Source organism: Echinicola shivajiensis (assembly GCF_018642165.1).
Classification (GTDB): Bacteria; Bacteroidota; Bacteroidia; order Cytophagales; family Cyclobacteriaceae; genus Echinicola; species Echinicola shivajiensis.
The window spans coordinates 420,087-440,753 of record NZ_JAHHZM010000004.1 but is presented as its reverse complement, the minus strand read 5'-3'; the positions used below and the strand labels follow the sequence as shown (position 1 = coordinate 440,753).

Sequence of the window (20,667 nt, the reverse complement as noted above, 5' to 3'; positions counted from 1 at the left end):
TCTTCATTAAGGCATGCTGAAATACCTTTTTTGTTTTCATTAGCATATTAGTTCTCCTTACTATCAAAGCTTCAATTTTTGTTTATCTTTGAAAACTCAACAAAACTATTTCAATTGACTGACGATTATATCAAACACAAATACGACCCGATTCTTCCTCAAAAAGATGAGTGGCCAGTGGTGAAGCTATCCAAAAGCCGAAAAGAATTCGTGCAGAGAATCGCTTCTCACAGTAAAGATAGCGTCATCAATATTACTGGCAACAACATAGAACTTCTTAAGGAAGAGCTGGAGACCACACTTTACAGGGAAAAGCTACGTATAAAGCAAAATCCTTGGCTTGTTGATCCCGATGATGAAGAGGAGTTTTGGGCCAATGTAAAATCTGCCCTGGTGCAGCTTTCTTCAGAAACAAATGGCACAGAGGAATCAAAAAAGAATGGCTATCATGAAATACTAGACAACATCACTTCCCGATATGCCGAGGAAATCGCCAGTAACTTTAAGCACAGCCACTATAAGGCAACCAGAAAAATTGTCACCTTTGGCTTTTCTAGATTATTGAATGCAGGTAGGGTAAAAGGATTGATGTCCATATTCAGTAAGCAATATAGTCTGGAGGACAAAATCCAGATCATAGGAGAAACTGAGCAAATCAGAAATTTGGCATCAAAAGGAACAGTGGTCATGGTTCCTACCCATTTCAGCAACCTTGACAGCATTCTCATTGGTTGGACGATCAGCACGTTGGGCATGCCTCCTTTTATATATGGGGCAGGACTAAACCTCTTCAACATCCAGATCTTTGCCTATTTTATGAATGCCTTGGGTGCTTATAAGGTGGACCGCAGAAAGAAAAATCTGATCTACCTGGAAACCTTGAAGACCTATTCCAGTGAGGCAATCCAATTTGGATGTCATAGTTTATTCTTTCCTGGAGGTACGCGCTCTAGGAGCGGAAAAATAGAATCCAAACTTAAACTAGGTCTTTTAAGTACAGCTATAGGAGCCCAAAGAGCCAATTATGAAAAAGGCCTAAACGACATTGGTGGCAAGGTATTTATTGTACCTGTAACCATCAATTACCATTTTGTTCTGGAAGCCCCAAGCTTGATCAAAGAACACCTTAGCCTTACTGGGCAGGAAAGATACTATAAGGAAACTGACGAATTTTCCACCTCTTATAAAATTTCTAAATTTTTGGTGAAGTTCTTTACAAAGGGCTCGGACATTTCTGTCTCCATTGGAAAAGCCATGGATATCCTGGGCAACTATGTAGATAAAGATGGGAACAGTCTGGACAAGGACAACAGAATAATTGATTGCAGGGATTATTTCATATCCAATGGAAAGGTTACCGAGGACCCTCAACGCGAGGAAGTATATACCCAAAAATTAGGGGAAAGGATTGTCGAGGAATACCATAAGATCAATAGAATCTTTAGTAGTCACTTGGTAGCCTTTACCGCTTTTGAGATGATCAAGAAAAACAATAATAAAATGGATCTTTTTAGTTTGTTAAGGCTCCCAGAAGAAGATCTAATTTTAGAATACAGTGATTTTAGATCCGAATGTCAAAGGGTACTTAATCGCATAATGGAAATAAGAAGTGAAGGATTGGTCCATGTAGCTCCACACCTCAAACAAGGACTAGATGACATCATTAACCATGGTCTCTCCAATGTAGGGATGTACCACGCAAAGCGTCCCTTGATCAAAACCCAAGATGGGCAAATCACCACACAAGATATGAGCCTATTATATTTTTATCACAACAGACTTGATGGTTATGACCTTGAAAAACTCTTCAAATAATTCTGACAAGCCAGTTGGAGTCATCGGAATAGGCAGCTTCGGCACGGCCATTGCGAATATACTTGCAGCCAAAAGCAAGGTAATCGTCTATGCCCGAAAGCAGGAAATCGTTGATGAAATCAACCAAAAACATACCGTTGAAGGCAGGGTCCTTCATGAAAACATCAGCGCTACCACCGATCCGGAATTGATTTGTGATTCATGTGAGGTAATGTTTCCTGTGGTTTCCTCTTCTGGTTTTCGGGAGGTCATGCAAAAGTTCGCCCCCTTTCTGCATCCCTATCACATCCTCATCCATGGTACCAAAGGACTGGCATTAAACTTACCCGAGGGCAAAAGTCTAGAAGATGTCAGTCGAATCAAGCGGGAAAACATCTGCACCATGAGCGAGGTCATCTTAAATGAAACCGTGGTCGTAAGGGTAGGATGTTTGGCCGGGCCCAATTTGGCCAAAGAACTTGCAACAGGCCAGCCTGCTGCAACTGTGGTCGCCAGTCGCTTCAATGAGGTCATCCTTGAAGGACAACGACTCTTGCGCTCAGATAAATTCCAGGTTTATGGCAACCAGGACATCATTGGGGTAGAACTCAGTGGGGTATTGAAAAACACCATAGCCATTGCCTCAGGAGCATTGGCAGGCTTAGGTCTAGGAGAAAACGCAAGAGGATTATTGATCTCTAGGGGAATGGTAGAATTAATCCACCTAGGCAATGCATTGGGTGGTCAAACGCAATCTTTCATAGGCTTGGCAGGAATTGGGGATTTGGTTGCTACCTGTAGCTCGACATTGTCCCGGAACTATACCGTAGGCTACAGACTTGCCCAAGGAGAAACCTTGGAAGAAATCAATGCAAGCATGGAGGAAGTGGCAGAAGGTATCAATACTGTAAAACTGATGAAGACCTTTTTGGAAGGCTCTGGTATGCGAGCCCCAATTACGGAAAATCTCTATAAAGTCCTTTTTGAAGGCTTTAAAGTAGAGGATGCCTTGCATTATCTGATGAAATACCCATTCAATGTCGATATTGATTTTCTTTAAAAATATATAACTCAGCCAAAGCCTTACTTTGGCTAAGTTTTTTGAACCCAAAAAACCAACAAAATGAATACCCAATCACTTTTTATCTTATTGGCCCTGCTTACGGCAATATTTTCCTGTAAAACTTCCGAAAAAAGCCTTTACCCAGCCAACGCTAGTCCAAATCTTGTCGCGGAGGGATTTGCCTTTACTGAAGGGCCAGCTGTAGCTCCCAATGGGGATGTATATTTCACAGACCAACCCAATAATAGAATTCACCGTTGGTCAGCAGAAACCGGAGATGTAAGTATATATATGGAAAATGCAGGTCGTGCTAATGGGCTCTATTTTGACAATCAAGGCAACCTCTTGGCCTGCGCAGATGAAAAATTCCAACTTTGGCAAATAGATAAAAATAAAGCTATAAAGGTTTTAGCGGATGGCTTTGAAGCTAGAGATTTCAATGGCCCTAACGACCTTTGGGTGGATCAAAAAGGAGGGATTTACTTTACCGACCCCTATTATCAACGCCCCTATTGGGAAAGGACAGAAATGGACATGGATAGCCAACGCGTTTATTACCGAAGTCCTAATGACCAAGAAGTCCAGGTAGTCGCAGACCACTTTATAAGACCTAATGGTATTATCGGAACAAATGATGGCAAAACACTTTATATCGCCGATATTGGGGATAAAAAAACCTATAAATACCCAGTTCAAAAAGATGGAAAACTGGGTAAGCCAGAACTCTTCGTTTCAATGGGATCAGATGGGATGACCATCGATGAAAAAGGAAATGTTTACCTCACCGGAAATGGCGTCACTATTTTTAATCCCAAAGGAGAACAAATAGGACATATCCCTGTTCCCCAAAAGTGGACGGCCAATGTCACATTTGGTGGCAAGGACAGGAAGACCCTGTTCATTACTGCCAGCAATGCTGTCTATACCATGAAAATGAATATTCAAGGGGCTAGATAAACAATCAAGGCGTTTATTATTTATTCAAATCCATGGCTCTGATCAACTCATACTCGTTCTGCTTAAAAGGATAATCCCAACATCCCATTCTATGATAAATTTCCCCTCCAAATCCCTTTTTATATAAATGTACCCCATGCAAAGGATGGGACTTATCTAAATTGGGAGCACAACCAAACATATCATATTCTTCACAGCCAAAAGCTTTAGCCCGTATTATTGCTTCCCATTGCAGAGCATAACTTCCCATGGCCTGCTTCTGATGGGATGATGAAGCTCCGAATAAATAAGTTGCCCGCTTATTGGACAAAACCAAAAACATCGAAGCTAAAACCTGCCCATCAAATTCCGCCATCAGCAAGCATACCCTAACATTCTCATCCTGATGCTCAAAAAGGTCCAGAAAATAGTCCTTGCTTTGATATTCAATCCCTTTCCTAATTCCCGTTTCTTCATACAAACCAAACCATTCATCCAACATCTCCACCCCGTACTCCTTTACCTCTACCCCTTTTTTAAATGCCTGGCGGATATTATAACGGGTATTGTATCGCATATCGTAAAGCAATTCTTCATCTTGCTTTTCAAGGTCCAGAAAAAAAGTATTTTTGGGCAAAGCATCTCCAGGGCTCTTTTTCAGTTTCCAATTATCCGTTCCAAAATTTAACCTGAATTCCTGGGTATGGGCAGAAGGCGGGCCTTGCCAATTACCATTTCCATCATAGTATTCCCCTTCATCGGCCCATTGGTTTTCCCAAATCAAATCATATCTAATAAATACGCAATTAGAAGGTAAATGGGGCCTGAGGCTTTCTGATAATTTCTCCAAGAACAAACCTTGTTGTTCAAATTTAGGTTCCAATTTTGGCCCATAAGGGACATAGGCAAAGCAATCCTGCTCATTGACATATTTAATCAAGACCAATAAGTCCTCTTGAACCTTATGATCAGACTCATTGTAAGGATTCAATAGTTCCTTGGATACAGTAAGCTCAAAGCCTTTTGGCACAAAACCTTGCTGATGCTTCACCTTTGCCCAAAAGGGAGTCTGGGGCAAAATATTGGTAGCACTGATATTATTAACTGATTTTCTCTTCGCAGTACAAGTCATCACCTTTCAATTAATGAAGCTGCGAAACTATAAAATGCCTTATGGACAGAAAAATATTTGGCTGACTTTCCTTTAAATCTCTTTAGAAATCAAGCTATTTGGGACACTAACTAGAAATTCATGTTCCTCTCTGAATTAATGTCTTGGCCCAATCAATCAACTCCCCATTGGCTTCAATAACAAACTCCTGTCCCTTGGCTGCTGATTGGAAGTAATCCACCTTAAAAGACTTTTCACTGTGATAGCTAATAGTTAACTCCCTAAAAAATTCTGGCAATTCCCATCTGCTCTTAGAATATCCTTTCTTGGTGAGTTGCAAGTCACCGTGATATTTTAGAACAGAGGCTCCTGACAATTCCGGTAGCAAACTCAGCTTTTCACTTGCCTCATAAATACAGTTATTACCCCTTCCCCGAAACCTTTCTTGAGCATGCGGATGATATTTCAAATGTTCCTCAAAATCCTCAAAACAACCATGGATTCTCCCGACTTCTAAATAACCAAATATTAGATGCACATCTGGAGCATTCTTTACGTAACTAAGAACCCCATTTACCATTTCCGTTTGTCGAAAGGTCCCAAAAAACAAAAATAAGTCTCCCTTGCTAACACCACTTTTGGCTAAATGCCCTTGGGCAGCTCCTATTTGACCAAATAGTGGGCTCCAATTCTCCCCTCTAAAAATTGTCTCTTTTATTAAATCCGGGTCCAAATGACAGCCGCTTTTAGCAGTGATAGAGCTTTTTGGATTTAAAGCCTTGATAATATCCAAATAGCTTTGTCCATTATGGTTTAATTCCTTATAAGTTAAGGATTCTGCATTTTCTGGAATAGGAAGACTTAATAAAGTACCATCTGGCAAAATGGGGCTTGGCTGTCCCCCATATTGCATATCAAAGCCTTTCCTGCTTAATATAATGCGCATGGACAAAGGTGGAAATTAATTAATAATGTGCAAAAAGATCGTTTCTATCAACCTCCCTTATCTTAATCCCAAAAGCTTTTGCAGGATTGACTTTAAGTAATAAATCAATCTCTCTTTGAGTAAATCCCGCTGATTTCAATTGTGGAAGGAATTCTTTGAAAATCTGGGTATAAGCGACGATTTCCTGCTCATCTTTCTGTGGATCAAACCATCCAGCATCATGGGAAATCAGCACTTGATCCAAAAATCCATTTTCCTTGGCAAAAATCACTTTCTCAAGGTGCTTTTCCAATTCCCAGCCCAAACCATCCAAACTGATCCAACAACCTGACTCTGCCGCCTTCATAAACTCTGGCATCTCCGATTCAGCCTGGGCATGGACCCACACAAAAGCGGTGGGAGAAACTTTATTCTTTCTTAATATTTCCAACTGAGGCCAAAGGGCCTTTGTTGCACCCGTATGGGAAGCAATCGTCAAACCAGTCTTTAAATGTGTAAGCGCGGCTGCTTCAACCAGTTTTTCATCCAATGATTCCAAAACGTCCAAATTATCCACACTGATCTTAATAAAGCCAGGCTTGATGCCCGTATCCGCTATTCCATTTTTATATTCTTCAATCCACTTTTCAGCCAGTTCTTTAGCATTGAGCTCAAAGGCAAAATCTGGAAGATATTTATTCCCCACAGCCCCATATAATCCAGTATTTGTAATGATATTTATCCCAGACTGTTGCGAAAGCTCCCTTAATAACTCAGGATCTCTCCCTAAGTAATTGGGTGTCGGATCGACAAAAAAATTCACATCATATAATTTCAACTCTTCCAAATAGGGCAACATGGTTTGGAGTACTTCAGTGTCATCCCAATCATCATCCTGAATACTGTCAGCTCCAATAAAATCAACCAATAGATGCTCATGACTCAACCATACTTTTGAAGTATCTATATTCAGCGTACCATTTACTGTTTGCACAAAATATTCAGCCTTTTTTTCTGTACATTTCAACATAAAAAAGCAAACAGCGACAAGGAGACATCCAATACTGACCTTTTCTTTTTTCATTCAACATTATTTCATTATTTACATTGATCGCTCATTATTCAAACCTTTTCCACTCTTAAATATAATATGCTTAAGCAACTCTACGGATTCATTCTTCAACATATCACCATTCATCCAATATTTAGTATGGGAAGAAATTTTTCCATCAATCTTTTTAGTTCTTCCGGCTTTATACTTTTTAATCAATTCTACTTTCTTGTCAATGATCCCCTTGCCAAACAAAGAAGTCAGTTCTCCTCCTAAGATATCTCCTTCGAAGAATATATTGGTCCATCTTGTCAGTGCAAAATGAGCGGCATGATGCAATATGACTTTTTGACCATCCAGATAACCATATTGGAATAAATAATCTTTATCATCTAACTCAAGATTACCTTTCACTGGTGGACAGACAGGTATTTCCCTTTGAATGATCCTTTGTGTAAATTCTTCCCTATTATCCGCCAACAAAAAATCCGCATAGGTAAGAGGGCTACCCAAAGTAATAAAATCAGACACCTTCCATTTGTCCAGCCCGATTTGGCTTGACCAATAGAGGTATTGGCTATCGCGAAACTTATATGGATATTCAGCCTTTCTCTTGAAATGGTCTTTTGTATTATGTGAATCAAACACCAATTTTCGATTATACTTTGGCCAAGCATGCTTAAGAATATCATATCCAATTACACTTCCCAAACTATGCCCAACCAACAAAATCCTATCGTAATCCTTTTTTTCATGTAAATAATAAATGGTTTGAATTCCGGCTTTTTTAATGGCCTGCCTTTCTTGGATATTCTCAGGGCCTGGACTCAAATACCTTGAAGCATCACCTGCTGTCATTGCTATTTTTTTTATGAAATAATAGGAAGCAAATGAAAGAATAAATTCCGCTATTAGTGCTACTGTTTCCCAAGAGTACGTACTAAAGATGTTAGCGGAGCCACTCTTTTCTGGCCCCCACAAAAAATTAAGCATTAATAGAAAAATTACAACAAAGAAAAACACGCAAATCAAAACCAAAATTGTTTTGATAAAATAAAATCTTTTTGGAATATTTTCAGATTGAATCAATCCAACAAACCATTTTAGAACCTGTGAAAATGTTGAATCCCTAAACCTGTAAGCCCAATATAATTCATAAAAATCAGTATTGGGTTTATTACCTTTTTCATCAAAATAACTCAACTTTCTCAGCTCAAAAGTATCATCCACCAAATCTGGAGCACTAGTATATTCCTTCCCTACTAAGGCTGTCACAAAACCCCTAAGGGTTTCCATGGGCTTTTGTTCTCCAATACCATGAATAATTAGAACCGCCTGTTTCATAAAAAATTATAAAATATTAATGCTAACAAAAGAAATAAAACACTGAAAATCTACACATTACATTTAAGTTACAATTTTTCTATCAATCCTCCATCCCCTTATTAAAGGTTTAATTTGGCATACCCTATCATCTTGAAAACTCATCATAAAAAAGCCCCATCTCTATATCCAGAAATGGGGTTTTATGAGTTGTTGACAAATTAAATTACTTCTTATCCAATTGATTATTCATGAGATAAAGGAATAAACTGTGCAGATAAGTCTGGCTTTTCCATATCAGGATCGAATGGGAACATGGGACGCTTGATGCGCTTATAGTCTAATCGCATCAAATCTTGGTCTACTCCACCTGGAGTTAATGCCAACAGCCAATCAGCTCTCATATTATACAATTCAGGAACTAGATACCCTATTTTTACAACTACAATATCTGTTTCTTTAGGATTTAGACCCAAATTGGTGAAATCACTTTCATGATGGTATGGCTTACGCTTTTTGGTAACAATCACATTAACCGAACCTACCTTTACAACAACCTCTACATCTGCATCTCTATCACCTTTTTCTATGGCCAGCACCTTTCCCTTCAAGGTTATTGGACCAGCAAATCGATCGTCTACAGCTGCCCCTACAGGAGCTTCAACCACTTCACCAACCCCTACTTTTTCGGCAGCCTCTACTAGCTTTGGACCAGGAATAGATGCATAAATCAATGAAGGGCCATCTTCCTTTTTAAATTCTGGCCTTTCCAATATTTCTTTTAAGGTCCAAGTAACATCCCCTGCGCCACCAGCAGTTGGATTATCCCCTGAATCACTGATCATAAATGGTACCTTATCGCTTTTTACTGCAGCATCCAAAGCCTCTTCAAGGCTGGCAGTAGGGGCGACAAAGTCAAATTCCTCCCTGACTGACCAAAAACTTTCTGCTAATTTCTCAGCTGTGCTGCCTACTTTTTCCTTATCATCGCCTGTCACCATTACCACTCCATGATTTCTAGGCTCATCTGCCCAAGCATAGCCTATCCAAATTGCAGCATCCACAACACCTTCTTGATCTGCCGCTGGAGCAACTTGCTCATACAGACTTTTTCCCGGCTCAATTCGGGTGGAAGTTTTTTCTCCAGGCAATAAAATAGGTACTGGAACATAGGCCTTATATGCAGGCTTACCCTTTCCGCTCTCCAATCTTTCCAATAAATTATCCATTGCCCTTTTCTTAGATTCCAAGGCATCTTCATGTGGAGCTAATCTATAACAAGTTATGATATCAGAATGCTTTGCCAGTCTATGTGAAACATTACCATGAAGGTCCATTGAGGTGGAAATAATGGCATCTTCCCCGATCACCTCTCGGATCTTTTCTATCATATCTCCTTCAGGATCATCAATGCCTTGAACACTCATGGCGCCATGAATATCAAAAAACAAGCCGTCATATGGACCATTTTCTTTGAGCATCGTCAGGGTTTCAGACATCAAGGATTCATAGGCTTCCTTACTCACAATGCCTCCTGGAATGGCGTGGCCTTTCAAAGTCGGTACCCAATCAGCCCTTTTTCGGTTTTCAGAACCTTCTGACATAAATGGATAATAAGAGTAAATCTCCTCTCCCCTTCTCGCCTTGAAAGCATCTTTTTCAGTCACTGCAGGAGAAAAGGTACTGGATTCAATCGCCAATCCAGCTATGGCTATTCTTGGTAAATCCTGCTCTTCTTTTTCTGATGAAGAAGAACAACTCGAAATCCCAAGAACAAAAAGCATTAAACAAAATAATGTAGTCGCGGTAATTGGTTTGCTCATAAGTAAAGTTTTTAATTAATTTATTCAATTTAATTAAATTTTTACCAAATGTTTCAAAAATACCGCATTCTTTATCACTTACTTAAACTTCACTTTAACAGCCATTAATAAACAAAATTGAATCTTAGACTTCTAACTTAGCTAACCTTTCCATCAATGGAGGATGGGAATAATTGACAAACACATGTAAAGGATGTGGATTGATCTGACTAAGGGTCTTTACTGAAAGGGTCTTCAAGGCTGCTGCCAAAGGTTCTCCTGCATAGGTCTCTTTGGCATATCTATCAGCTTCAAACTCATTTTTTCTGCTCAAAACATTCATCCCAATACCTAAAAAGGTAGATATCGGAGAAAAAAGCAACATAAAGCCAATCAGGTTCAAATGCACCGCAACTCTTTCTGCTCCCATGGCCAAACTGATCATTTCACTGTTTACAAATAATGACAGAATATAAAGCATCAAACCAACCTGCAAAACACTAATGACCATGCCCTGCTGTATATGCTTTTTCTTATAATGGCCTATCTCATGTGCCAAAACAGCCACTAGCTCTTCTTTGCTGTGTTGTTCAATCAGGGTATCGTATAAGACCACTTTTTTTTGTTTGCCAATTCCCGAAAAGAAAGCATTGGCTTTAGTTGAACGGGAACTGCCATCAATAACGAAAACATTCTCCAGAGAAAATCCCACAGAAGCAGCATAGGCCATAATACTTTCCTTCAGCTCTCCTTCTTCCAAAGGGCTGAGTTTGTTGAATAATGGCAAAATCCAGGAAGTGTAGAACATATTGAGCAGCACCATGAAAAAGGCGGCTACTATCCAGAAATACAGCCAAAAAGAACTGCCCAGCTCATTGATCAACCAGAGCAAAAAGGCCAGTAAACCACCTCCAATTATTATAGCCAAGGCATACCCCTTAAGCTTGTCCAAAAAGAAGGTCTTTCTACTGGTTTTGTTAAAGCCAAAATCCTCCTCGATTCTAAAGGTGTGGTAATAGTCGAAGGGCAGTGAAAGCAAATCCGAACCGATATAAAGCAATCCAAAATAAACCAATGATTGCCAAATTGGGTTTTCAAGCCAAGAATTCACTATGGTATCTAAGGCCCCAAAAATTCCCCAATACAGAAATATCAGTGTTATAATAAACGACAATAATCCAGTTAAGAGCCCAAACTTATAATTTACCTTTTGGTAGTTTTTTGATTCTTGAAGTTTAACTTGATCTAAATGATTGGTCAAAGTTTTGGGTACTTCCGGTACTTGCTGACGAACATTTAGCCAACTTGTAAGTTTATCAAAAATGAAGCCTGCTATGATCAGGCCAATCATTAGGTATTTCAGTCCTTCTGCGCTCATGCGGCAAAGCTACTAAAATTTAGGACATGGCAATAGCGTATCTCTTAGCCTCGGTGCGCCAGGGTTCTTATCGGGAAATCTCAGGGAAATACTTATCTCATGTGCCCCTCCTGATTGAATCCCCAATTGCGAAACGGTATAATCAAAACTATAACCAACATCCAGCCCTGAGGGAAGGCTAACGCCGACCAAAGCCACAATGGCATCCCGATTACTTTCGCTATTCAATGGTTTATAAGGAAGTCCTCTATACCAAAGTCCAAAAATTAAAGGTTCTGCATACAAATAAGCTCCCAGATCCAATTGCTCAAACGGCCCCTGTCTTTTATAGTTGACTGTAGGAACAAAATACCGTTGTTTATAAGTATGGGTAAAATCCCTTTTCATGGCACCATGCCCCAATCCAATTCTATATCCGGCATGTGCTGAATATTTTCTTGGCAATAAACTCTCCCCATCCAAAAAAGACTGGTTGGGTTGATTGATATGGTGCACAGATGCTCCTAACCATAGATTTTCGGTATAAAATAATCCTCCAAAGGATAAGGACACCAAATTCACAGGTTCACCCAATCCAGCTAAATTGGAATTACCAGGCAATAAAGGACCAAAAGGGTCTTCAGGATTAATCTGATTGGCAAATATTAAATTCTCAAAATACCCTATATCCCTACGGATATAACTAGCCTGAAATCCTGGTCGAAAATAAACAGATTCTGCAATTTTCAGTTCATATGAGTATATTCCAGAAATGGTTAGGGATTTTAAATCTGCAGCCCCTTCTACATCGTTCATGATCATTAAACCAAAACCACTATTATAGCGTTCTAGAAAAGTATCGGCATAAACGGAAAATGTTTTAAACTGCGCGTCCAGCCCTGGCCATTGGGTGCGATAATTCGCCCCAATACGTGTTTGGTAATCTGATCCTGCAAAAGCTGGGTTCAAATAAAGCGGGGCAGCATAATACTGACTATATTGAGGATCTTGTCCAAAACTTATTTTAGTAATGAACGTGAATGCTAAAGTGCAAAAAACTATATTTATATAAGACCTAAACAAATATTTGTTCGTTAATTTGAATAACTAAGATTATAAACGTTTTGCCTGGGAAGGGTGTTGTTTACATCAGCTGTTAAATTATGAAAAGGACTCCTATATACATAAATTTCAGATTGATTTATATATGCTATGGGATAATTTTATTCTTTTTAACCACAAACAACATTTTTTCACAGGGATATAACAATAACGAATGGATATTCGGATACTGTGGGGCAGGTACTCAAAATAATTATATTTCTTTTGGCAGAGGGGATACCCCTAGTGTAGAAACACTACCAGGCAATCAACCCTTGGGTACCGGAAACATTGCAGGGGCCATTGATCCCATTACCGGAGAGATGCTATTTTACACAGATGGGGCATTAGTTTATAATCATCTTAACGAACAAATCCAGGGACTTCCTGATTTCCCTGGCAATGAACTTGGTGGAGATGAATCAGGTCGTCAAACCATTGCCATTGCACCATTGGATTATCAGCCTGATGGAGGAAACCAATTATTTTATATCCTTTTCCTTTCCTCTTCAGGCAATCTTGAATATGCCATAGTTGACATGAATGACCAAGGTGGAGCTCCCACTGGACAACCGCCAGCTGGGGCAGTCACCCAAGGAGGGGTAATTGGTCCTGCCCAAGGCTTTGTATTAGTTGTGCCAGGAACCGGCGCTAGCAGTGACATCAACTTCTTGGTCAGCTTTGAAAATGGTGATTTGGTTACTCGGGAAATCCAGGATCAAGAAGGCGTCTTCTCGGACCGGACTCCCAGTTCAATTCCTTTTACTCCAAAAGCCGCTTATTTTGTAGAAAACACCAATGTCAACAGGGGGACTTTGTTTCTAGTTCCTGAAGGCACTGGAGGCAATTTGGCCTTTATCAATATTAACACGGAAACAGGAACTTTCGGCTCTCTGAACGAAATGCCACAAACCGCAGGAAACGGAAACGAGCCCTTTGGTGGATTGACTGTTACTCCCTCTGGAGACTATATTTATTATAGTCAAGGAGCTAACCTTTACCGCCTATCAAGCCCTGATGCCACACCAGAACTCGTACCATTAGAAAACCCAGTGGAAGAGGTTCACGACCTGAAAGTAGGTCCTGATGGGCAACTTTATTATATCTATAAGGAAACTGGCAGCGATGCTTATTTTGTAGGAACAGTTACCAATCCTGATGAACCAGATTTAGAACTATTAGAGGTCGATGAAGATCCTTTTGGAGGAGCGGATTTTTGTGGTACTACTTTTACCACTTTTGCTCCTAACTTAAATTTAAATGTAGCTGCAGATTTCACTTGGACCCCACAGATGCCTTGTATGAATAATCCACTGCAGATCACTTCCATGGTAACCCCTCCCAATGTACCTGTGGCTTCATACGAATGGATCTTAAACCCTCCCCCTACTGATCAGGACGGAGAAGTGATAGAACTTGAACTTACTGAGGAGCACCTGCTTTTACCAGCAGATGCCACTGGTCAACAGAACATTACCGTAACCCTTATAGTCACCTTAGAGGATGGAACTGCTGATACAGTATCCTATCCAATTACCTTTCAGGAAAACAACCTGCAGGCCAGTTTTATGCCCTCTGACACCACAACCTGTATGACCTGTCTGGACCTTAATGAGATGCTGGATGTCCAATCCGGTGAAGAAGGCCAAGGCGGAGGTTCTGGCGGTGGCGGAGGAGGTGGAATAGGCATCCCCGGAACTGGCGGTGGCGGAGGCCAAAATGGTGGCTCCAACTATGAATACTTTTGGTCAAACAAAAAAGAAGAGGGTTGGATAGGCGAAGGTGCCAATGAGGTTTGTGAACCTGGCACTTACTGGGTCTTGGCCCGCGAACCTGGCTCCTCCTGTTATGTCTATGCGGAGACCACCATTAAAATGTGGGACCCCGTAGCCAATGAAAAAGTGAATGACCAAACCAATAATATTTGGTATTTCGGAGATGGAGCGGGCTTGGACTTTAATCCGGATCCAGATGATCCCGAAGGCCCCGTTCCTAGACCAGTCGAAGATCCTGGCTTTACCTGGGATTTACCAGCAGGTACCACCACTATTTCTGATCAGTCAGGCCAGGTTCTTTTCTACACTGACGGTAAAACAGTTTGGGACTTGAATGGTAACCCCATGCAAGGTGGGGAAGATATAGGGGGAGACAATAATTCCTCTCAAAGTGTGATCGCTATAAAAGTTCCAAGAGAACAAACACTATATTACCTATTAACCACAGAGGAAGCCTCTGGAGGCGGAAACCAAGTGAAATTTTCTCTGGTAGACATCAAGGGAGAAAATCAACAGGGCGTTGGTAGTGTGGTAAGTGGAGATAATTTCCTCTTTAGCCCTGGCACAGAACAATCAGCAGCCATTGCCTCAGGAGACACCACTTGGGTGATGTTTCATGAATTGGGCAATAATACTTTCCGTGCCTACCCCATCACTTCTCAGGGTATTGGCCAATCTATCAATAGCTCAGTGGGCAATTCCCATGATTTTGGTACTGGAACGGGATCCATGAAATTCAGCCCCGACGGAGAGAAACTAGCGGTAACCATTGTGGATGCCAATGGATGTAGTATGGTTGATGTCTTCGATTTTAATGAACAAACAGGTGAGCTTAGTGAGTATGCAACGATTGACCTAGGTTGTGATGATGAGGTATATGGACTGGAATTTGGAAATGACAGTGAAAAAATCTTTGTTTCCTACCGTAATGGCAAGGGTATTGAAGAAATCCCTATTCAAGGAGTTACCCTAACAGATGACACCGATCCGGACAACCCTATTACCAGTGTTTGCCCAAGTTGTTTCGAATCAGCCAGTACCCAAGCCCAAATAGAACAATGTATCCAAGATAGTAGAACTACCCTTTCGGGAAGTGCCGGTGGAAACTTAGGAGCACTTCAAATGGGACCTGATGGACAAATCTATGTTTCAGTAGTCGGGGCTCCCCAGGTAGGTACCATACAGCCAGGAGCTGATTGTAATCCAAGTTTTTATAATGAGCAAGGTCCAGTCACCAATGGCACCAATAATCTGGGTTTACCTTCTTATGTTCAAAATTCTGGTAGTAATGTACCTGATCCTGAAATATCAGGACCTGAAAGGGTTTGTCTTGATGAAAATGGACTTGCACTTGTGGAATTTGAAGGAGCTGGTGAACCAGACATTGACTTTTATGATTGGACAATTTCTGATAGTAATGGGGCCACGGTATTTTCATACAGCGGTGAGGGAGACGATTTCCAAAACATGGAATACAGTTTTGACTCTGCAGGTGTCTACACAGTCTTTTTGGACGTAGAAAGATGCGGCAATCCTAATTATTATTCTGGAAATATGGAAATTGAGGTAGTCGCTCCTCCGGTAATTACCCTTCAGGATGATGTGACATTTTGTGCAGGAGACACCATCACCCTAACCGCAATAGATGGTTACGACCCAAGTGAGGGGCTTTACACTTTTGAGTGGCAAAATGCAGCGGGAGAATTGCTTGGTGACGAAAATTCCAATTCCATTGACATAAGCGAAGAAAGTATATATACCGTTACCGTTAGCTATATCGTACCTGCAGGTGCTGATTCCACCTTCCTTTCTTGCCCAGCAAGTTCCTCTATTTTTGCAGGACCTGCATTTGATTTTGAACTGAATCAAGATGCCGCTGAATCCTGCTATGAATCTACCACCATCCTGTTTACCCCCGACTCACCTGTGGACGGACAATGGTTCTACCAACTTCAGGGCAGCGATGACCCTCCGGTTGCTTTGGGGCCAGGTTATGACTTGGAATTGGATGTAAATACTCTTCCAGGACCAGGAACATATGATATCATTATTCAGGTGGAAGATCCTATTTTACCAGGCTGTATCGTTGAAAAACGAGCAGAACTTTTAGTGCTTCCACTTCCTGAATTTACCACCACCGTCATCAGTACTGCTACCGACTGTGCTAGCCCTGAAGGTAGCTTTGATATAACCATGCTTGCTGATGCCGATACAGTGACCATCGTGGAGACCAATGAGGTATTTATTGATGTGAGCCAAGATGATGTCCTGGGGCCTTTCGAAAGTCTTCTTCCTGGGATTTACACAGTTATTGCCGTCAATGACAATGGCTGTATCTTCGCCCAAACCGTCAATATTACCAATGAAAATCCTCCTGCAGGATTTGAATTTTCAATCTCTACAACTCCAGAAACTTGTGGACCAGACGGGATAGTAGATGGAAGCATGGAAATCACTTTGACAGGAAGTCCTCAAACTGGCTCCTATGTAATCACCAAAGAAGCTGATGGCAGCCAATACTCTGGGGACATTGACGGCAGCGTGCTGATCCCACTTGGAGGAGGTAATTATGCTGTAGAAATTTCCGACCCGAATGGATGCGCGGTCTCAGCACCAGAAATGCATAATATCCCAGGTAAAAGACTGACTAGATTCTCTATCCCTATTGATCCTATTGCTTGTGGTGCATATTATTTTAGTCCTGAACCTACAACTGGTGTGGCCTATACCATAACAGCGCCTGATGGAAGCGTCCTTAGTCCTGAGCCCAATGGATTATTTATTTTGGAACAGGGTGGTATATACTCCATACTCGGAGAAGACCTTGTTGGTGAAGATTGTCCTAATACCAAGGAAATGAACCTGACCATTAATGATCAGGTAGAATATTCACTCCCAGAACCTGACTATGATTGTGAGGACGGGGTAAGGTATACTGCTGAAATAGCCCCTGAATTTGATCCTGCGGATTATATTTATATCTGGAGAAATTCCCTTGGTGAGATTGAAGGAAGAAATCAATCCTTTGCACCTAATATCCCAGGAAATTATTCATTGGATGTTCAACCAAGAGATGGCACTATTTGTCCTAGGCCACCTTTGGAATTCACTGTAGACCCTATTCCTGAAGAAGTTGAAGTGGAATTGACCATAACCAGCGGATTTTGCTTTGGAGCTACTACCGCAACCCTGACAGCCAACTATGACCTTCCACCAGGTGTGGATGCAGAACCTGTGTGGTTTACTGTTGATGAAAACAATGTCAGCACCTACATCCCTGGTCTGGATGGTATGGACGAAATTACCGTTACCGAACCTGGTACTTATAGAGTCAGAATGATTTATGTGGCATTTGGAAAAATCTGCTCCTTGGGAACAGGCAGAGTAGACGTTGTTACCTCCACATCAGTTCCTCCAGTCCTTGAAAGCTCCTATACAATTTGTGCTATTGAAGGATATACCCAAACCATCGATTCACTGGGTGTTTGGGAAACTTATGAATGGTATTTAGAGGATGATTTGGTGAGCACTGATTCCACTTTCACCCCTACATTACCTGGAAATTATACCTTAATGCTTACAGATGAAGCAGAATGTTTGTTTGTGGAAACATTTGAAGTAATTGAGGACTGTAGGCTAAGAATAATCTTCCCTGACGCACTAATCCCAGAGGATCCGGAAAGAAACTTTGTTGTTTTCGTCAACGACTTTGTAGATGAAATCAGTGTTTTGATTTATAACCGATGGGGCGAATTAATCAAACATTGTATCCAACAAAACGTCCCTGAAAATTCGCCTTTCTGCACATGGGATGGAACAGTAAATGGTGAGAAAGTACCTGTAGGAACCTATCCTGTTATAATCAAGTTTTATAGCAAAGACCAAAATTTAGAGAAAACCATTAAAAAAGCTATAGTAGTAGTTGAGTAAAAATATGATTGCAATAATATCGCCAGCAAAGACCCTGGACCTTAGCACCACCGACGTTTCCTTGGCCTCCCAGCCTGATTTTAAATCTGATATCAAAGCCTTGGTATCCATCATGAAAAAAAAGTCCGCTTCAGACATACAAAAGTTGATGAAAGTAAGCGAAAACATCGCCCAACTCAATGAGAAAAGGTACCAAAATTTCAGTGCTGACTTTAACCCGGAAAATTCCAAGCAAGCACTTTTGGCCTTCAAAGGAGATGTTTATAAAAGCATGGATGTAGAAAATTATTCAAAAGAGGACCTGAACTTTGCGCAGGAGCACCTTAGGATTCTTTCAGGACTTTATGGTTTGCTAAAGCCAATGGATCTAATACAGCCTTATAGATTAGAAATGGGTATTTCGCTAGTAAATAAAAAAGGGAAAAACCTCTATGAATACTGGGGAACAAAGATTTCTAAAGCACTCAATGAGCTATCAAAGGGGCAACCAATAGTTAATCTGGCTTCGCAGGAATATGCAAAAGCCGTTGATAAAAAGGCATTAAAATCACGCATAATAGATGTTAACTTCAAAGAACATAGGGATGGCAAGTATAAAATAATCGGCATCTTTGCCAAGCAGGCCAGGGGATTAATGGCAGACTATATCATCAAAAATCGGATTACTGATCCCGAGCAAATCAAGCTCTTCAATGTAGATGGCTATGAATTTTCTGCCCCTCAAAGCAAGGAAAATGAATGGATCTTCGTTAGATAAGTAATTGAAGTCCTAACTCAAGTAAGGCCAGCGGAGAAGCACTTTGTAGAACCTGCTGGCCTTAGTATTGTATTCCCTTTTATCAATGAAAAAAGAGTTCAACCTTTTAATAATAGTCATATTCCTACTCAGCTCTTGTGCCAGTATTTCTCATAAAGGCAGCAGAAGCGAGAAGGGTCTTGCCAGCTATTACGCCAATAAATTTAACGGAAGAAAAACTGCAAGTGGAGAACGTTATAGACCAAGTGAATTAACAGCTGCTCACAGAACCCTGCCCTTTGGCACCCTGGTCAAAGTAGAAAACCTTCAAAACGGGAAAACCGTGAAAGTCAGAATTAATGATAGAGGTCCTTTTGTTTCTGGTCGGGTAATCGATCTTTCAAAAAAAGCAGCCAGAAAAATCAATATGATCCAAGAAGGAGTTGTTCCTGTGAGGTTAAAATATTAAATCATATGATCAGTGTATTAGCACAAAAAAGGCTGCCTCTTTTGAGACAGCCCTAACAGTTTATAGTTACTATTTTTTAGCCCTTAAGGTTCCAAAGCTTTTACACCTGGTAGCTCTTTACCTTCCATATATTCAAGCAAAGCACCACCTCCAGTCGACACAAAGGAAACATCTTCGCCTAGTCCAAATTTGTTCACCGCAGCGGCAGAATCACCACCACCGATCAAACTAAATGCTCCTTCCTTGGTCGCTTCAACTACTGCATCAGCAATAGCTTTGGTTCCCTTGTCGAAGCTAGACATTTCAAATACTCCCATTGGGCCATTCCAAAGTATAGTCTTAGATTTCTTAACTACATCCGCAAAGAGCGCGCGAGTTTCTTCTCCAATATCCAATCCCATCCAGCCGTCAGGAATTTGACCGCTCTTAGACGTTCCTTGCTCAGCATCATTGGCAAAATCAGTAGAGATCACATTATCCAAAGGCAAATAAAGGTTTACACCCTTTGCCTTAGCTTTTTCTACCAATTCAAGTGTCAATGGCATTTTATCTTCTTCTAATAAAGAATCACCAATGGTACCTCCTTTTGCTTTAGCGAAAGTATAAGACATACCTCCACCGATGATCAGGTTATCCACTTTGTCCATCAATTTCTCAATGATCAAGATTTTATCAGAGATTTTAGCTCCACCCATGATTGCAGTGAATGGTCTAACTGGATTGCCCAATACCTTATCGGCATTTTCCAATTCAGATAGCATCAAATAACCACATACTTTATCATTGAAATAATCTGCTACAATAGCTGTAGAAGCATGCGCACGGTGAGCGGTACCGAAGGCATCATTTACATAAATATCTCCAAGGCTAGCCAATTGCTTTGCAAACTCAGCATCACCTTTAGTTTCTTCTTTGTAGAATCTTAAATTTTCCAAAAGTAAAACTTCACCTCCTTTAAGAGCTGTTGCCAATTGCTTTGCTTCATCTCCAACACAATCAGGAGCAAATTTTACAGGACGGTCCAAAGCCTTTTCCAAATCCAACAAAATATGCTTTAGAGAGAATTTGTCCTCAGGTCCTTCTTTTGGACGACCAAGGTGAGACATCAATATCACTGCACCACCATCATTCAATATTTTATTGATGGTTGGCAAAGCTGCCTGGATCCTGGTATCATCTGTTACATTGAAATCACCGTCCAATGGAACATTAAAATCCACTCTTACTAGGGCTTTTTTACCTTCAAAGCTAAGGTTATCAACAGATTTTATCCTACTGTTCATGGTTAAATAGG

The 20,667-nt window shown here is 40.7% G+C and carries 14 protein-coding genes; 6 read left to right on the top strand and 8 right to left on the bottom strand.

Going from position 1 to position 20,667, the window contains the following annotated elements; genetic code table 11:
- The first annotated feature begins 114 nt into the window (after positions 1-114).
- The 3 genes from KMW37_RS10285 (at position 115) to KMW37_RS10275 (ending at position 3,814) form a co-directional block, all read left to right on the top strand.
- Entirely contained in the window at positions 115-1,815 is a 1,701-nt protein-coding gene (locus KMW37_RS10285) for a 1-acyl-sn-glycerol-3-phosphate acyltransferase (protein ID WP_215224526.1), read from the top strand.
- Positions 1,790-2,854 (top strand): NAD(P)H-dependent glycerol-3-phosphate dehydrogenase, encoded by a 1,065-nt coding sequence (locus tag KMW37_RS10280; protein ID WP_215224525.1) that lies wholly within the window; start codon positions 1,790-1,792, stop codon positions 2,852-2,854. Before KMW37_RS10285 ends, KMW37_RS10280 begins: the two co-directional genes overlap by 26 nt.
- 63 nt (positions 2,855-2,917) lie before the next feature.
- The gene (locus KMW37_RS10275) at positions 2,918-3,814 is read left to right on the top strand and encodes an SMP-30/gluconolactonase/LRE family protein (protein WP_215224524.1); all 897 of its coding nucleotides are present in this window, start codon (positions 2,918-2,920) and stop codon (positions 3,812-3,814) included.
- 16 nt (positions 3,815-3,830) lie between these two features.
- Here KMW37_RS10275 and KMW37_RS10270 read toward each other — a convergent pair whose 3' ends face one another.
- The 7 genes from KMW37_RS10270 to KMW37_RS10240 all read right to left on the bottom strand — a co-directional run bounded on the left by KMW37_RS10270 (position 3,831) and on the right by KMW37_RS10240 (position 12,445).
- A complete protein-coding gene (locus KMW37_RS10270) occupies positions 3,831-4,925 on the bottom strand; it encodes a lipid II:glycine glycyltransferase FemX (RefSeq protein ID WP_215224523.1) in 1,095 nt (364 codons plus the stop codon).
- A 118-nt stretch (positions 4,926-5,043) separates the two neighbouring features.
- Positions 5,044-5,850 carry an Nmad3 family putative nucleotide modification protein gene (locus KMW37_RS10265; RefSeq protein ID WP_215224522.1) on the bottom strand — a complete coding sequence of 269 codons (807 nt, stop codon included), beginning with the start codon at positions 5,848-5,850 and terminating at the stop codon, positions 5,044-5,046.
- 19 nt (positions 5,851-5,869) lie between these two features.
- Positions 5,870-6,913: a phosphotriesterase family protein gene (locus KMW37_RS10260; RefSeq protein ID WP_215224521.1), complete on the bottom strand. Its 1,044-nt coding sequence runs from the start codon at positions 6,911-6,913 to the stop codon at positions 5,870-5,872.
- 18 nt (positions 6,914-6,931) lie between these two features.
- On the bottom strand, positions 6,932-8,224 hold the full coding sequence (locus tag KMW37_RS10255) for a hypothetical protein (protein WP_215224520.1): 1,293 nt from the start codon (positions 8,222-8,224) through the stop codon (positions 6,932-6,934).
- Between the two features lie 224 nt (positions 8,225-8,448).
- Entirely contained in the window at positions 8,449-9,987 is a 1,539-nt protein-coding gene (locus KMW37_RS10250; RefSeq protein WP_246581438.1) for a M81 family metallopeptidase, read from the bottom strand.
- A gap of 163 nt (positions 9,988-10,150) precedes the next feature.
- Positions 10,151-11,383, bottom strand: coding sequence for a M48 family metallopeptidase (locus KMW37_RS10245; protein ID WP_215224518.1), 1,233 nt, complete (start codon positions 11,381-11,383; stop codon positions 10,151-10,153).
- Positions 11,384-11,395: 12 nt separating this feature from the next.
- On the bottom strand, positions 11,396-12,445 hold the full coding sequence (locus tag KMW37_RS10240) for a PorP/SprF family type IX secretion system membrane protein (protein WP_215224517.1): 1,050 nt from the start codon (positions 12,443-12,445) through the stop codon (positions 11,396-11,398).
- 80 nt (positions 12,446-12,525) lie between these two features.
- Between KMW37_RS10240 and KMW37_RS10235 the strand changes: the two genes are divergently transcribed.
- From KMW37_RS10235 to KMW37_RS10225, 3 genes are all read left to right on the top strand, one after another.
- Positions 12,526-18,168, top strand: coding sequence for a gliding motility-associated C-terminal domain-containing protein (locus KMW37_RS10235; RefSeq protein ID WP_215224516.1), 5,643 nt, complete (start codon positions 12,526-12,528; stop codon positions 18,166-18,168).
- A gap of 4 nt (positions 18,169-18,172) precedes the next feature.
- Positions 18,173-18,925: a peroxide stress protein YaaA gene (yaaA, locus tag KMW37_RS10230; RefSeq protein WP_215224515.1), complete on the top strand. Its 753-nt coding sequence runs from the start codon at positions 18,173-18,175 to the stop codon at positions 18,923-18,925.
- An 85-nt stretch (positions 18,926-19,010) separates the two neighbouring features.
- Complete coding sequence (locus KMW37_RS10225) at positions 19,011-19,373, top strand: septal ring lytic transglycosylase RlpA family protein (protein WP_215224514.1); 363 nt, start codon at positions 19,011-19,013, stop codon at positions 19,371-19,373.
- 83 nt (positions 19,374-19,456) lie between these two features.
- Here KMW37_RS10225 and KMW37_RS10220 read toward each other — a convergent pair whose 3' ends face one another.
- Positions 19,457-20,656 (bottom strand): phosphoglycerate kinase, encoded by a 1,200-nt coding sequence (locus KMW37_RS10220; RefSeq protein WP_215224513.1) that lies wholly within the window; start codon positions 20,654-20,656, stop codon positions 19,457-19,459.
- Between the last annotated feature and the right edge of the window lie 11 nt (positions 20,657-20,667).